This window comes from Bradyrhizobium sp. SZCCHNS3016 (genome assembly GCF_032484535.1).
Lineage (GTDB): Bacteria > Pseudomonadota > Alphaproteobacteria > Rhizobiales > Xanthobacteraceae > Bradyrhizobium.
In genome coordinates this window covers 156913-171462 of sequence record NZ_JAUETE010000009.1, presented here as the reverse complement: position 1 = coordinate 171462, position 14550 = coordinate 156913, and the positions used below count along the sequence as shown (strand labels likewise).

The following is a 14550-nucleotide window of genomic DNA, read 5'->3' as shown; positions in this document are numbered from 1 at the left end:
CTCCATGCCACGCTGGCGCTCGATACGTCTGGTGTGAGTGGAGTAGGGCGCGATGAAGGCGATCATCGTTGGCGGTGGTATCGGCGGATTGACCACGGCGCTGATGTTGCGGGCGCGCGGCATCGACTGTGAGCTGTTCGAGCAGGCGGATGCGATCCGCGAGCTCGGCGTCGGCATCAACACCCTGCCGCACGCGATCCGGGAGCTCGCCCAGCTCGGGCTGCTCGACCGGCTCGACCAGGTCGCCATCCGCACCTCCGAGCTGTTCTACCTGACTCGGCGCGGCCAGGAGGTCTGGCACGAAGCGCGTGGGCTCGACGCTGGCCATGACGTGCCGCAATTCTCGATCCACCGCGGCCGGCTGCAGAGCGTGATCCACCAGGCCGTGGTGGAGCGGCTCGGGCCGGAGAAGGTCCACACCGGCTGCCGGCTCGGCGCCTTCACCCAGGACGAGGGCGGGGTCACCGCCTATTTCTTCGATCGCACCGGGTCGCATGTCCACACCGTCCGTGGCGACGTGCTGATCGGCGCCGACGGCATCCATTCCAAGGTCCGGCAGACGCTGTTCCCCAACGAGGGCGCGCCGTGCTGGAACGGCCTGATGCTGTGGCGCGGCGCCACCGACTGGCCGGTGTTTTTGACCGGGCGGTCGATGATCATCGCCGGCGGCCTGAACGCCAAGGCGGTGATCTATCCGATCGCCGAGGGCTCGAGCCCCGCGACCCGCCTCACCAACTGGGCCGTGCTGGTGCGCATCGGCGATGCCAACACCGCGCCGCCGCGGCGTGAGGACTGGTCGCGGCTCGGCAAGACGGACGAGCTGATGCCGCATGTCAACGGCTTCTCCATCCCCCAGGTCGATTTCGCCGCCATGGTTCGGGCGACGCCGGAGTTCTGGGAATATCCCTGCTGCGACCGCGATCCGCTGCCGTACTGGTCGAGCGGCCGCGTCACCTTGCTCGGCGATGCCGCGCATCCGATGTACCCGGTCGGCTCCAACGGCGCCTCGCAGGCCATTCTCGATGCCCGCGCGCTCGCCGACGCCTTGGCCCGCTCCGAGCATCCGCGCCAGGCGCTGATGGCCTATGAGCAGAAGCGGCTGCCGATGACGGCCGAGATCGTCGCCTCGAACCGTCGCGGCGGCCCCGAGGGCGTCATCGATGCCGTCGAGCAGCTCGCGCCGCAAGGCTTTACGGACATCAACACCATCCTCAACTACGAGGCCCGCGAGGGCATCGTGCGCGGTTATGCCAGCCGGGCCGGCTTTGCCGCGCGGATGGTCACGCGGCAAGCCTCGTAGCATCAGATCCTCACGCCCCCGGAGGCGGGGGCAGGAAGTGGATGTTGTGCTCGGCGGCGAGCTTGACCACGTCGTCCGGGTTCTGCTCGCGCATGTTGTGGATCGCCCAGAACAGCTCGTAGAGCCGCCGCGTCGGCGACACCCAGAACAGCGTCTTGGCGGTCTGCTGCGACTTGTTGAAGATGCCGTGCGGCTTGCCCATCGGCAGTCGCACCGTATCGCCGGCGGTCGCATACTCCTCGGCGCCGTCGAGGAAGAAGTCGAGCCGTCCTTCGAGGATATAGAGGTACTCGTCCTGGTCGGGGTGGATGTGCGGCGGCACGAAGGTGCCGACCGGGAACGTCGCGTGCCAGGAGAAGCTGTGCTCGGTGCGGTTCTTCGGCACATAGATCTGGCCGAGGATGTTCCAGGAGATGCCCTGGATGCCCTCATTGGCCCGGGTGATGCCCGCGATTTCCGGATGGCTCATGTTGGTTTTCGCTCCCTGTTTTTACTTGGCCACGCAGTCCTTGGCGTAGCGGTCGGCGTAGTTCTCGAACACCTTCTGCACGATCTCTGTCTGGAACTTGCCGTCCGGGCGCTTGGCGACCTTGGTCAGATAGAAGTCCTGGATCGGGTAGCCGTTGGTGTTGAACTTGAAGTTGCCGCGCAGCGAGGCGAAATCGGCCTTCTTCAGCGCCGCGGCCACGGCGTCCTTGTTGCTGAGGTCGCCGCCGACCGCCTTCACGGCGCTGTCGATCAGCAGCGCGGCGTCATAGGCCTGCATGGCGTAGGTGCCGGGCACGCTGTTGTAGGCGGCCTCGTAACCGGCGACGAACTTCTTGCTCTGCGGATTGTCGAAATTCGGTGCCCAGTTGGCGCCGCCGAACATTCCGACCGCGGCATCCTGCTGCGCGGGGAGCGTGGACTCGTCGACGGTGAAGGCGGAGAGCACCGGGACGCTGTCGGCAAGGCCCGCCTGCTTGAATTGCTTGACGAGGTTCACGCCCATGCCGCCCGGCATGAAGGTGAACACGGCGTCCGGCTTTTGCGAGGAGATCTTGGACAACTCGGGCTGGAAGTCGAGCGTGTTGAGCGGAACGTAGGACTCTTCGACGATCTCGCCCTTGTAGTCGAGCTTGAAGCCGGCGACGCTATCGCGCCCGGCCTGATAGTTCGGCACCAGCAGATACATCTTCTTGTAGCCGCGGTCCTGTGCGACCTTGCCGAGAACCGCGTGCACCTGGTCGTTCTGGTACGACGTCACATAGAAGTACGGGCTGCACTCCTTGCCGGCATAGCTGGACGGACCGGCGTTCGGGCTGATCAGGAAGGTCTTGTTCTCGGTGATCGGGCGGTGGATCGCCTGCAGCATGTTGGAGAAGATCGGGCCGACGACGAAGTCGACCTTGTCGCGTTCGAGCAGGCCCTTGGCCTTGGTGATCGCGGCGTCCGGCTTCAGCTCGTCGTCGGCGACGACCACCTCGACCTCCTTGCCGCCCATCTTGCCGCCGAGGTCCTTGATCGCGAGATTGAAGCCGTCGCGGACCTGCCCGCCGAGCGCGGCGGCCGGCCCCGAAAGGGTGACGATGACGCCGATCTTGATCTTGTCGGCGGCCAGCGTCGGCTGCGCCAGCAGGGACGCGACGACGCCAAGTCCAGCGCCGAGACCGACCAGCTTCGAACTCACTTTCATGACAACTCCCCCGGATGCGGAAATTCAGGTTTATGTTTTTTGCACCTGACCAGATGATGCGTCAGACCGCAGCTTGGTCTCAAGCCTAGTCCGATGACGCCCTTACCCGCAAGCGAGCTGCCTGCGGCGAACGGCGGTTTCGGCTGCATGCAAGCAGCGCGCCAATTGCTTGAAGGTTAAAGGAATTGCCGTCCTCCATCCTCCGCCACAAGGGACGGTACGTTTTTCCTTGCTCCCGGAAGGTCCTGAAGGTCAAACTCGCGAGCCTCGCTGGACGGGGCTGAACGTGCCCAAGTGATTCCGTCATGACGCTTGATTCCGAGACCAAGGCCGTCGAGCTGCCCGAGGACCATGCGGAGGAGCTGCGGCTGTGGCTGCGCCTGCTCACCTGCACGACCCTGATCGAGGGCGAGATCCGCAGCCGGCTGCGCGAGCGCTTCGACGTGACCCTGCCGCGTTTCGACCTGATGGCGCAGCTCGACAAGGCGCCTGATGGCATGACCTTGTCCGATGTCTCCAAGCGCATGATGGTTTCGAATGGAAACGTGACCGGGCTGGTCGAGCGCCTGGTCGAATCCGGCCATCTCGATCGCCGCACCTCGGAGACCGATCGTCGGGTTCAGGTGATCCGCCTGACCAAGCTCGGCCGCGCCGAATTCCGCAAGATGGCGGCCGAGCACGAGACCTGGATCGCGGACATCTTCGGTGATCTCACGGAGAAGGACGTGCGCGAGTTGATGCGGCTGCTCGCCAAGACCAAGGGATCGGCGCAGAAGGCCGTGCAGCGCCGGCAGGATTGACGCGAGCCTGACAGGACGTCGCAGGCGGCGCTGCCGCGCGCGGCAAACGCTCAAACAATTTGCGGGCAGTGCACAATCTTCGGCTCTTGCGTCCGAATGTTTTAAGTCTAAAATGTTTAGGACTGAAACGTGCCGGGCGTCTTTCCTTTCAGACAGGAGCCTGTGATGGCCACCGCCGCCAAAGCTCAACTTCCGGACAGCGCAAGCGCAGAGGCGCATAGCGCCCATGTCGACACCTTCGCTCAGGACAATCTGCCGCCGCGTGAGCTGTGGCCAGACTTCGTGTTCAGCCGGCCCGAATTCCAGTATCCGCCGCGGCTGAACTGCGTGACGCATTTCGTCGATCGCTGGATCAAGGAGGGGCGGGGCGATGCGCCCTGCATCATCAGCACCGAGGTCAGCTACACCTATTCCGAGCTGCAGGCCCTGGTGAACAAGATCGCCAACGTGCTCGTCAGCAAGCTCGGCCTGGTGCCCGGCGGCCGCGTGCTGCTCCGCTCCGCGAACAATCCGATGATGGTTGCCACCTATCTGGCCGTCATCAAGGCCGGCGGCATCGTGGTCGCCACCATGCCGCTGCTGCGCGCCAAAGAGCTGTCCTATCCGATCCAGAAGGCGCAGATCGCGCTGGCGCTGTGCGACGGCAAGCTCGCCGACGAGATGGAAAAGACTCGCGCGGTCGCGCCGGCGCTGAAGCAGGTCTTGTACTGGGGCAACGGCCGGCCCGACGCGCTGGAAGCGCTGATCGCGGATGCCAGCCCGGACTTCACCGCGGTCGATACCGCCTCCGACGATCTCTGCCTGATCGCCTTCACCTCGGGCACGACCGGCGATCCGAAAGGCACGATGCATTTCCACCGCGACATGCTCGCGGTCTGCGACGGCTATGCCCGTAACGTGCTGCGCGCCAGCCAGAGCGATCGCTTCATCGGCACCGCGCCGCTCGCCTTCACCTTCGGTTTCGGCGGCGTGCTGTTCCCGATGCATATCGGCGCGTCCTATGTCGTGCTGGAGAAGACGACGCCGGACGATCTGCTCGGTGCGATCGAGCGCTACAAGGCGACCGTCTGCTTCACGGCGCCGACCGCCTATCGCGCCATGCTGAGCAAGCTGGAGGGGCGCGACATCTCCTCGCTGCGCAAATGCGTCTCCGCCGGCGAGACCTTGCCGAAGCCGACCTTCGACGCTTGGCTCAAGGCCACGGGGCTCAAGCTGATGGACGGCATCGGCTCGACCGAGATGCTGCACATCTTCATCAGCGCCGTCGAGGACGAGATCCGTCCGGGTGCCACCGGCAAGCCGGTGCCGGGCTACGAGGCCAAGATCGTTGACGACGAGGGCCATGACGTGCCGCCGGGCACGATGGGACGGCTCGCGGTGCGCGGGCCGACCGGCTGCCGCTATCTCGCCGACGAGCGCCAGCGCAAATACGTCCAGAACGGCTGGAACGTCACCGGCGACACCTATGTGATGGATGCCGATGGCTACTTCTGGTACCAGTCGCGCTCCGACGACATGATCGTGTCGTCCGGCTACAACATCGCCGGCACGGACGTCGAGGCGGCGCTGCTGACGCATCCCGCGGTCGCCGAATGCGGCGTGGTCGGTGCGCCCGACGAGGCCCGTGGCATGGTCGTGAAAGCCTATGTCGTGCTGGCGCCGGGTGCGGAAGGCACCCCGGCGCTGGTGGCCGAGCTGCAGGAGCATGTCAAACGCGAGATCGCGCCGTACAAATATCCGCGCGCGATCGAGTTCGTGACGCAACTGCCCAAGACCGAGACCGGCAAGCTGAAGCGGTTCGCCCTGCGCGCGATCGCACAGGCCGCCGCTGCGCCATCGTCCGGCACGGGCGCGTAGCAGAGACAGGGAGAGACGTTCGTGAGCACGACCAAAGCGCCCACGCTCGCCGTGGTGAAGCAGGAGGAGGGCGAAGGCCTGCGCGTCCTGCAGCCGAGCGGCTGGCCGATGCCGAAGGGCTATGCCAACGGCATCAGCGCGGACGGACGGATCGTCGTGACCGGCGGCGTCATCGGCTGGGACGCGAACGAGACGCTGGCCGAGGGCTTCGTGGCGCAGGTGCGGCAGGCGCTGCAGAACATTGCCGCCATCCTGGCCGAGGGCAACGCCGGGCCGGAGCATCTGGTGCGGCTGACCTGGTACGTCGTCGACATGGACGAGTATCTTGCCAACCTGAAGGATCTCGGCAGGATCTATCGCGAGATCTTCGGCAGCCACTATCCGGCGATGGCGCTGGTGCAGGTGGTGCGGTTGGTCGAGAAGGCCGCGCGCGTCGAGATCGAGGCGACCGCGGTGGTGCCGCGCTGAGGGCGACGTTCGAACGCGCAGGCCGGATGAGATATCAGGATGTGACATCGCGTTCTCGCGGCGCAGATGCGTCCGAGCCTTGCTGATCGATAACCCCCGGTAAAATCGAGGGCGCAGGGAAGGCCGGGTGTCCACCACACCCGCGGCCCCCGTGCGAAAAAAGTGCACGGGGCAGGAACCACAGGTGGGCCGAACATTCCGGCCTTCCCTGCGCGATGGTCTGACGGCTTATACGTGGTCTCCCTGGTGCACCGGGCTTGTTGGCCACCATGGCGCGCGCAATGCGCTGGGCATTGTCACGCACGTGATACCAGCATCGGGGTATCAGGACATCACGACTTCACCGTACGCCGCCACATCACTCGTCCGCGCGAGATGCGCATGATGCGAGCCGCGTCCATCGCAGCCTGCCTCACGTATCGTGACGACGCGTACGCCCCTCTTCACGAAGCAGGATGGCCGCAACCATCGGTCTGATTTGCCCGACGGCACAAGGCCTGAGCGCTGCGACATGGTAACGCGACGGGCAGTCACACACGGGATCACAGTTGTCGCGCCGTGCGTCGTCACGGACCGAACAAATATGGTCGCTTGATGAGCTTGCTGCCGAACGAAGGGCCAGACATCGCCATGGCGTAGACAAAAACCTGTTCGAGCGTGGCGGCGCAGTGGCGGGTGAGAGCAGGGGGCGAATTTGGACTGGAAACTCTTCGTAACGACAGCGCTGGCGGCCGCCGTCGGCGCTGCGGCCGGAGCATTGGCCCTGACCAGTAGCGGCGGCGGCATAGAACATCAGGCCGACGCCAAGATGCTGGAGATCGGCGTCGCTATCCTGCGCGAGCCGGCCCGGGTGGATGATGATCCGATGCGATCATGGGCGGTGAAAGTGGTGGAGAAGAAGTCCGGCGTGAGCTTTACCGATCAGCAGCGCGCGGCGCTATTGAAGCGGGCGGCGGGGGGACGGTAGATCAGCGATCCGCTGAATAGCGTGGGCAAAGGCGTGCCTGCGCGATTGCCTGTTTGTCGATGCTGTGTGATAGCAGCCGTGCTGACCATCTTGTGCTGATAGATTTTAGTCGGCGCGCCCCGTGGACTCGGGACCGGTTCATCAGGTGTCAGAACCAGTTGTGCCTCACGTTCCGGCCGGTGGTTGGGTCCCGGCGTTCGCCGGGACGACAGTTGTGAGTGGGGCGCACAGCTGTGTAGGACTGCCCCAGTCGAGCGACAACCACCGCTGTCGTCCCGGCGAACGCCGGGACCCATACCGCGGGATTGTCCTTGGGCCCGAATGGGAGAGATATCCAAGGCCCCGACGCGCTGCTCCATCATGTTGTCATTGGGAGGCGCGCAGCTTCGCTGCGCTCGCAATGAGGGGGGAGAGCGGGGGCTACTGATACGCCGACACGATATCGCTGACGGCGCGCTCCAGCTGCTGCGCGGTCGCGCAGGGGCGGACCACGTTGCAGAAGGTCTGGTAGCGCGGCATCTCGGAATCGCCCCAGCCCCAGGTCACGCGCCCTTCGGGGTTGAGCCAGACCACGCGCTTGGCGCGCTCCGAGATGGCTTTCAGGATGTCGGCGCGTGGGTCGAGTTTGTTGCTGCGGGCGTCGCCGAGCACGATCACGGTGGTCTGCGGCGTGACCGAGGCCATGAACTGCTTCTCGAAATCGACGAGCGAGCTGCCGTAGTCCGACGAGCCGAAGCCGACCTTGTCCATGATCTCGGCCATCGCCTCCTCGGCGGATTTCTGCTCCAGGATCTCGCTGACCTCGATCAGATGGCCGGAAAACGCGAACGAGCGGACGTCGCTGACGACGTCGTGCAGGCTGTGGATCAGCAGCAGGAAGAAGTCGGAGACGCGGGCGACCGAGCCGGAGACGTCGCACAGCGCCACGATCTTCGGGCGGTCGCGATGCCGGCGCTTCCAGGCGGTGAGGAAGGGCACGCTGCCCCAGGCGGCGTTGCGGCGAAGCGTGCGGCGGACGTCGAGATGGCCGCGGCGCTGGCGCTTGCGCGGCTTGCTGTAGCGCTCGCGCAGGCGGCGGGCGATCTGCCGGATCAGCGCCCGCATCGCCGCGACCTGGCGCGGCTCGATGCGCGATAGCTGGGCGTTGCGCAGGATCTCGTGGCGCAAATTCTCGGTTTCCTCGCGGCCGTACAGTGCGAGCGCCTGCGCGACGGCATCACGCACGGTGTCGCGCAGGCCATCGAGCCCGGCCTGCAGCCGTTCGGCCAGCGCAGGATTGCTTTCGGTCAGTGCGTCCAGGTCGTCGCGCAGCCGCTGGATGCCCATCGTCTCCAGCATGCGGCTGGAGAACAGGCCGCGCTGGGTGAAGTAGCGGATGTCCGACAGGCCGACGGCGCTCGAGGCGTTGGCGATCGCAGCCGAGATCTCGGCCGTGCTCTGCGCGAGCAGCATCTGGGCAAGGGGGCCCAGCTCGGTATTCGCTTTGCCGGTCTGCTGCCCCAACGTCGGCGCTGGCCGGGCTTCGGTCTGCGCCGCCTCCTCTGATCCCTCGTTCGTCTCTGCCTGTGCCGGATCGACATGCGCGAAGAACAGATCGAAGCAGGCGCCGAGCGCCTTCTTCTCGTCCTCGCTCTTGGCCAAGGTCAGCAGCAGGCTGTCGCGCAGCACGGTGCGATCGGACAGGCCCACGCGCGCCACTGCCCGCATCGCGTCGATGCTCTCGGCCGGCGAGACATGCACGCCGGCGCCGCGAGCGGCGCGAAAGAAGCGATGCAGGTTCTCCTGCATGGGGCCCTATCCGAAGATGTTCTGGCGCTGCGCCTTGGCGACGAAGGTCGTCACCTGCGGCAGCGCCACCTCGATATCGGACTCGTATTTCAGCAGCACGTTGAGCGTATCCTTGACCACGTCATGGCCGAGCTCGGCCGTCTGCAGCAGCACCAGCACGCGCGCCCAGTCGATGGTCTCGCTGACCGACGGCTGCTTCTTCAAGTCGAGCGTGCGGATGTCATGGATGAAAGCCACGAGCTGCCGCCGCAGGGTTTGCGAGATGCCGGGGATGCGGCTCTCGACGATGCGCTCCTCCAGCTTCTGCTCCGGGAAGCCGATGTGCAGATGCAGGCAGCGCCGCTTCAGGGCGTCGCCGAGATTGCGCTCGGAGTTGGAGGTCAGGATCACGGTCGGCGGCTTGGCGGCGGCGATGCTGCCGAGCTCGGGGATCGTGACCTGGAAGTCCGAGAGGATCTCCAGTAGCAGCGACTCGAACTCGGCGTCGGACTTGTCGATCTCGTCGATCAGGAGCACGCAGCCATCAGGCTCGAGCAGGGCCTGCAACAGCGGCCGGGGTTCGACGAATTCCTTGGAGAAGAACACGTCGCCGAAATCATGCAGCTGGGCGAGCGCCGCGTGCAGCGTCTGGGCGCCGCCGAGCACCTCGCCGAGCTTGTCCTTCAGGATCTGGGTGTAGAGCAGCTGCTTGGCGTATTTCCACTCATACAGCGCCTTGGCCTCGTCGAGCCCCTCATAGCATTGCAGCCGGATCATCTTCAGGCCGCGCCAGGCGGCGATGGCCTTGGCCAGCTCGGTCTTGCCGACGCCGGCCGGGCCCTCGACCAGGATCGGCTTGTCGATCGCCTGCGACAGGTAGACGGCGGTGGCGATCTGGCGGCTGGCGATATAGCCCTGCGCGGCGAGGCCGGCTTCGACGGCGGCGATCGAGGCGATGGCTGAAGAGGGGGCCGGGGAATCAGCCACTGATCGAACTCCGTTTCCTTGGGCAGTCGGACCTGGAGCTGACGTGATCGGCGGTCCGGTCCCTGCGATGCCCGTCAGGCGAAACCCCTGACATTTGCTGACTTTGTGTTATGTCCTGGCTACGCGCCCGGCCCATCCTTGTCCAGTGCGGGCGCGTCGGCAGGGCAGCATGGCTGCCTGTCCCGGATCGACGGACCCCGAAAATCACGCCGAGCGGAATATGAACCGATCCATCCTGCATCTCCTCGTCCTCTTGGTTCTCGTGGTCGGAGGCGGCTGGATCATCGGCGCCTCCAACATGCCCGGCGCCTGGTACGGCTCGCTCAACAAGCCCTGGTTCACCCCGCCGGGCTGGCTGTTTCCGATCGCCTGGACCGTGCTCTACATCATGATCGCGGTCGCCGGCTGGCGCACCTATGAGCGGGTCGAAAGTGGTGCGGTGATGCAGGTGTGGTGGGGACAGCTGGTGCTGAACTTCGCCTGGTCGCCGGTGTTCTTCACCGCGCATCTGATGTGGGTGGCGTTCGCGATCATCGTCAGCATGTTCGTGCTGATCGTGACCTTCATCGTGATGCAATGGCGCGACGACCGGATCGCGGCGCTGCTGTTCGTGCCCTATGCCTGTTGGGTCGCGTTTGCGTCCGCGCTGAATTTCGCGGTGAATGTGCTGAACTGAGATGGGGCTGAGTTGATGGGGCGAAGCTGTAACTTTTTGTCCGCGGCGCAGCCTCGAATTCCGCTGTCGTCCCGGCGAACGCCGGGACCCATACCGCGGACGGCCGGTTGTTGGAAAAGACTCTGCATCATCCTCCTTTGTCGACAACGAGGGCCGGTGGTTATGGGTCCCTGCTTTCGCGGGGACGACAGCGGAGGGTGGGGCAGCCGGCTGTGCATACTGAGGCACGATATTCGAGGCCTCCAGCCATGAACCTCAAGCAGCTCGAATATTTCGTGCAGGTCGCCGAGCTCGGCTCGTTCAGCAAGGCGGCAAGCGTGCTCGACGTGGCGCAGCCGGCGCTGTCGCGGCAGGTGCGGGCGCTGGAATCGGAGTTGAAGCAGCAGCTGTTCGCACGCAACGGGCGCGGCGTGGCGCTGACCGAGGCCGGCAAGCGGCTGCTCGATCACAGCGTCGGCGTGCTGCAACTGGTGGCGCATGCGCGCGAGGATCTCGGCGCCAGCCGCGACGCGCCGGTCGGCCGCGTCACCATCGGCCTGCCGCCGAGCATCGCGCGGCAATTGACGCTGCCGCTGATCGACCGCTTCCGCAAGGAATATCCGGCGGCGCGGCTCGCGGTGGTCGAAGGCCTGTCGACGCATGTGGTGGAGTGGGTGACCACGGGGCGTATCGATGTCGGCATGGTCTACAATCCCGAGGCCCAGGCCGGCATCGAAATTGCGCCGGTGCTGCAGGAGCCCTTGGCGCTGGTGAGCCACGCGCCGAAGGGCAAGCGCCGCGTCACCGCGCCGCTGCCGATGGCCGAGCTGTCGCGCTATAAGCTGATCATGCCGGAGCGGGTGCATGCGATGCGGCGTCTGCTGGAGACGCAAGCCGCGCTCGCCGGGATCAAGCTCGACATCGCCTGGGAAGTGTCGAGCGTGCCCTCGATCATCGACCTCGTCTGCGCCGGCTACGGCCACGCCGTGCTGACCCCGAGCGGCGTCGCCGCGTCCGGGCGCGCGAGCGAGCTCGCGATCCGTCCGCTGACCGAGCCGGCGCCGACCAGCGTGCTGTGCCTGGTGACATCAGCGCACAAGCGGCCGACCCCGCTGGCCCAGCACACGATGAAGCTGGCGACGGCCCTGATCAGGAAACTGCCGCGCTGACTGCAGCAATCCGTTTCGGCTCGGCGGGTGCCACCCTCCCCTGGAGGGGGAGGGTGGGTCGCCTGCGAAGCGGGCGAGCGGGGTGGGGTGAAGCCACGGGCGCCGGAGCATCTGGAGAGATCACCCCACCCCGGCTCACTTGCGCTGCGCGCAAGTGAGCCGCCCCTCCCCCTCCAGGGGAGGGTGGAGCCCGGGGCGTCTACGTGATGCGCAATCCGCAGCCCAGACCCGTTGAGACCCGTTCTAAAATCAGCATGGCTCACCTGATATCTTATGCCGTTTTGGAATAGCTGATAGACGCAGCCCGGCGCTGGCGCGCCCTGTCGCGCCCGGTCACATATCCCGTCAAGCCGCCGCAGGCGCAGGGCTGATCGCGCACGGACGCGCGCTCCTTGCGGACCTCGGTGAACGAGTAAGAACAGCCCCCAAGGAAAGCAGAAACGATGCAAACGACCGGCCGCGTCGACGTCCAGGCCTTTCTCGACGATCACAAGTTCTCCGCCTTCCAATGGCTGATCTTCGCGCTCGGCTTCGTCATCGTGCTGCTCGACGGCTTCGACACCGCGGCGATCGGCTTCATCGCGCCGTCGCTGCTCAAGGAGTGGGGCATCGAGAAGTCGGCGCTGGGGCCGGTGCTGAGCGCGGCCCTGTTCGGCCTTGCCGGCGGCGCGCTGTTTGCCGGTCCCGTGGCCGACCGTCTCGGCCGCAAGCTGGTGCTGGTCGGCTCCGTCCTGATCTTCGGCGTCGCCTGCCTGGCCTCGGCGTTCGCGACCAACCTGACCGAACTCACCGTGCTCCGTTGTGTCACCGGCATCGGCCTCGGCGCCGCCATGCCGAATGCCGTGACGCTGCTCAGCGAGTATTGCCCGGGCCGGCTGCGCGCCACCATGACCAACCTGATGTTCTGCGGCTTTCCGCTGGGCGCGGCCTGCGGCGGCTTTCTCGCCGCCTGGATGATCCCGCAATGGGGTTGGCGCAGCGTGCTGGTGCTCGGCGGCGTCACGCCGCTGGTGTTGACCGTGCTGCTGATCGCGATCTTGCCGGAGTCCGTGCATTACCTGCTGTCGCGCGGCGCGAGCGTCGAGCGCGTGCGCAAGGTGATGCGCAGGATCTCGGCGGCTGCCGCCAATGTGAGCCAGTTCGTGATGCTGGAGCCGGAGCATGCGGAGACCACCCGCCGCGTCAACGCGACCGGCATCGGCATGGTGCTGTCGCCGGTGCTGCGCATCGGCTCGCTGATGCTGTGGGTCACCTATTTCATGGGGCTCGTGATCTTCTATTCGCTGATCAACTGGATGCCGGTCCTGTTCAAGGATGTCGGGCTCAATCCGCAGACCGCGACCCTGATCTCGGCGCTGTTCCCGCTCGGCGGCGTCGGCGCGGTGTTCTTCGGCGTGCTGATGGACCGCTTCAACGCCAACCGCATCGTCGCGGTCGGCTACGCCCTGACCGCGGTGACGATCTTCCTGATCGGGCAGGCGGTCGGCAACATGGGCTTCCTGGTGGTGATCGTGTTCGTCGCCGGCGTCGTCATGAACACGGCCCAGTCGTCGCTGCCGGCGCTGGCCGCCTCCTTCTATCCGACCCAGGGCCGGGCCACCGGCGTGGCCTGGATGATGGGCATCGGCCGCTTCGGCGGTATTGCCGGCTCCTTCCTGGTCGCCGAGCTCACGGCCCGCCATCTGACCTTCAGCGAGATTTTCACCGTGATCGCAGTTCCCGGCTTGATCGCGGCGCTCGCCCTTGTGGTAAAGCAGGCCGTGGGACCGGGAGGCCGCGTCAGCGGCAAGGATGTCGGCAGCCCTGTGATTGCGCATTGAGCGGCGCCCCGGAAGACAGAGAAGCTTGAGGGAGAGACTGACGTGATCATCGACGTGCACGGCCATTACACGACGGCCCCGAAGGCGCTCGAAGAGTGGCGCAACCGGCAAATCGCGGGCATCAAGGATCCGTCCGTGATGCCGAAGGCCTCCGAGCTCAAGATCAGCGACGACGAGCTGCGCGAGAGCATCGAGAGCAACCAGCTCAAGAAGATGAAGGAGCGCGGCAGCGATCTCACCGTGTTTTCGCCGCGCGCCAGCTTCATGGCCCACCATATCGGCGACTTCCAGGTGTCCTCGACCTGGGCCGCGATCTGCAACGAACTGTGCTATCGCGTCAGCAAGCTGTTCCCGGACAATTTCATCGGCGTCGCGATGCTGCCGCAGTCACCCGGCATCGACCCCAAGACCTGCATTCCCGAGTTGGAGAAATGCATCAAGGAGTACGGCTTCGTCGGCATCAATTTGAACCCCGACCCGTCCGGCGGCCACTGGACCTCGCCGCCGCTGTCGGACCGGCACTGGTATCCGATCTACGAGAAGATGGTCGAGCTCGACATCCCCGCGATGATCCACGTCTCGACCAGCTGCAACGCCTGCTTCCACACCACGGGCGCGCACTACCTCAACGCCGACACCACGGCGTTCATGCAGTGCCTCACGTCCGACCTGTTCAAGGATTTCCCGACCCTGAAGTTCCTGATCCCGCATGGCGGCGGCGCGGTGCCCTATCACTGGGGCCGGTTCCGCGGCCTCGCCCAGGAGCTGAAGAAGCCGCTGTTGAAGGATCACCTGCTCAACAACATCTTCTTCGACACCTGCGTCTATCATCAGCCGGGCATCGACCTGCTGACCGGCGTGATTCCGATCGACAACATCCTGTTCGCGTCGGAGATGATCGGCGCCGTCCGCGGCATCGATCCCGAGACCGGCTTCTATTACGACGACACCAGGCGCTACATCGAGGCCGCCAAGCTGACGCCCGAGCAGCGCCACCAGATCTACGAAGGCAATGCGCGGCGCGTGTTCCCGCGTCTCGACGCCGCGTTGAAGGCCAAGGGCAAGTGATTTAAGGGCAGACGAGC

13 protein-coding genes are annotated in these 14550 nt (G+C 65.7%); 9 read left to right on the top strand and 4 right to left on the bottom strand.

Translation table 11 applies throughout. From position 1 onward, the window contains the following. Positions 1-52 precede the first annotated feature (52 nt). Positions 53-1300, top strand: a complete 1248-nt coding sequence (locus tag QW881_RS18665; RefSeq protein WP_315757985.1) for a flavin-dependent oxidoreductase — start codon at positions 53-55, stop codon at positions 1298-1300. A 10-nt stretch (positions 1301-1310) separates the two neighbouring features. Here QW881_RS18665 and QW881_RS18660 read toward each other — a convergent pair whose 3' ends face one another. Then, positions 1311-1769 (bottom strand): cupin domain-containing protein, encoded by a 459-nt coding sequence (locus QW881_RS18660; protein ID WP_008963203.1) that lies wholly within the window; start codon positions 1767-1769, stop codon positions 1311-1313. 21 nt (positions 1770-1790) lie between these two features. Beyond that, complete coding sequence (locus tag QW881_RS18655) at positions 1791-2975, bottom strand: ABC transporter substrate-binding protein (RefSeq protein ID WP_315757984.1); 1185 nt, start codon at positions 2973-2975, stop codon at positions 1791-1793. A 305-nt stretch (positions 2976-3280) separates the two neighbouring features. Here QW881_RS18655 and QW881_RS18650 point away from each other — a divergent pair, with 305 nt between their 5' ends. The 4 genes from QW881_RS18650 to QW881_RS18635 all read left to right on the top strand — a co-directional run bounded on the left by QW881_RS18650 (position 3281) and on the right by QW881_RS18635 (position 7067). After that, positions 3281-3775, top strand: a complete 495-nt coding sequence (locus tag QW881_RS18650) for a MarR family transcriptional regulator (RefSeq protein ID WP_315741180.1) — start codon at positions 3281-3283, stop codon at positions 3773-3775. Between the two features lie 165 nt (positions 3776-3940). Next, positions 3941-5632, top strand: a complete 1692-nt coding sequence (locus tag QW881_RS18645; protein ID WP_315757983.1) for a benzoate-CoA ligase family protein — start codon at positions 3941-3943, stop codon at positions 5630-5632. A 21-nt stretch (positions 5633-5653) separates the two neighbouring features. Further along, positions 5654-6100, top strand: a complete 447-nt coding sequence (locus QW881_RS18640) for a RidA family protein (protein ID WP_315741182.1) — start codon at positions 5654-5656, stop codon at positions 6098-6100. A gap of 694 nt (positions 6101-6794) precedes the next feature. Further along, positions 6795-7067 (top strand): hypothetical protein, encoded by a 273-nt coding sequence (locus tag QW881_RS18635; RefSeq protein ID WP_315757982.1) that lies wholly within the window; start codon positions 6795-6797, stop codon positions 7065-7067. A 420-nt stretch (positions 7068-7487) separates the two neighbouring features. On the opposite strand, the gene QW881_RS18630 is transcribed toward QW881_RS18635, so the two are convergent. Both QW881_RS18630 and QW881_RS18625 read right to left on the bottom strand, forming a co-directional pair. Further along, positions 7488-8855, bottom strand: a complete 1368-nt coding sequence (locus tag QW881_RS18630) for a vWA domain-containing protein (protein ID WP_315757981.1) — start codon at positions 8853-8855, stop codon at positions 7488-7490. A 6-nt stretch (positions 8856-8861) separates the two neighbouring features. Next, a complete protein-coding gene (locus tag QW881_RS18625; RefSeq protein ID WP_315757980.1) occupies positions 8862-9821 on the bottom strand; it encodes a MoxR family ATPase in 960 nt (319 codons plus the stop codon). A 262-nt stretch (positions 9822-10083) separates the two neighbouring features. Between QW881_RS18625 and QW881_RS18620 the strand changes: the two genes are divergently transcribed. The 4 genes from QW881_RS18620 to QW881_RS18605 all read left to right on the top strand — a co-directional run bounded on the left by QW881_RS18620 (position 10084) and on the right by QW881_RS18605 (position 14533). After that, the gene (locus tag QW881_RS18620; protein ID WP_315758084.1) at positions 10084-10497 is read left to right on the top strand and encodes a TspO/MBR family protein; all 414 of its coding nucleotides are present in this window, start codon (positions 10084-10086) and stop codon (positions 10495-10497) included. 248 nt (positions 10498-10745) lie between these two features. Beyond that, the gene (locus QW881_RS18615; protein ID WP_315757979.1) at positions 10746-11645 is read left to right on the top strand and encodes a LysR substrate-binding domain-containing protein; all 900 of its coding nucleotides are present in this window, start codon (positions 10746-10748) and stop codon (positions 11643-11645) included. Between the two features lie 443 nt (positions 11646-12088). Further along, entirely contained in the window at positions 12089-13465 is a 1377-nt protein-coding gene (locus QW881_RS18610; protein ID WP_315757978.1) for an MFS transporter, read from the top strand. A gap of 42 nt (positions 13466-13507) precedes the next feature. Continuing rightward, a complete protein-coding gene (locus QW881_RS18605; RefSeq protein WP_315757977.1) occupies positions 13508-14533 on the top strand; it encodes an amidohydrolase family protein in 1026 nt (341 codons plus the stop codon). Positions 14534-14550: the final 17 nt, after the last annotated feature.

Coding starts and splice junctions, on each gene's coding strand:
- QW881_RS18630 (WP_315757981.1), bottom strand. CDS start 8,855: ATGCAGGAGAACCTGCATCGCTTCTTTCGCGCCGCTCGCGGCGCCGGC.
- QW881_RS18655 (WP_315757984.1), bottom strand. CDS start 2,975: ATGAAAGTGAGTTCGAAGCTGGTCGGTCTCGGCGCTGGACTTGGCGTC.
- QW881_RS18650 (WP_315741180.1), top strand. CDS start 3,281: ATGACGCTTGATTCCGAGACCAAGGCCGTCGAGCTGCCCGAGGACCAT.
- QW881_RS18615 (WP_315757979.1), top strand. CDS start 10,746: ATGAACCTCAAGCAGCTCGAATATTTCGTGCAGGTCGCCGAGCTCGGC.
- QW881_RS18665 (WP_315757985.1), top strand. CDS start 53: ATGAAGGCGATCATCGTTGGCGGTGGTATCGGCGGATTGACCACGGCG.
- QW881_RS18645 (WP_315757983.1), top strand. CDS start 3,941: ATGGCCACCGCCGCCAAAGCTCAACTTCCGGACAGCGCAAGCGCAGAG.
- QW881_RS18660 (WP_008963203.1), bottom strand. CDS start 1,769: ATGAGCCATCCGGAAATCGCGGGCATCACCCGGGCCAATGAGGGCATC.
- QW881_RS18610 (WP_315757978.1), top strand. CDS start 12,089: ATGCAAACGACCGGCCGCGTCGACGTCCAGGCCTTTCTCGACGATCAC.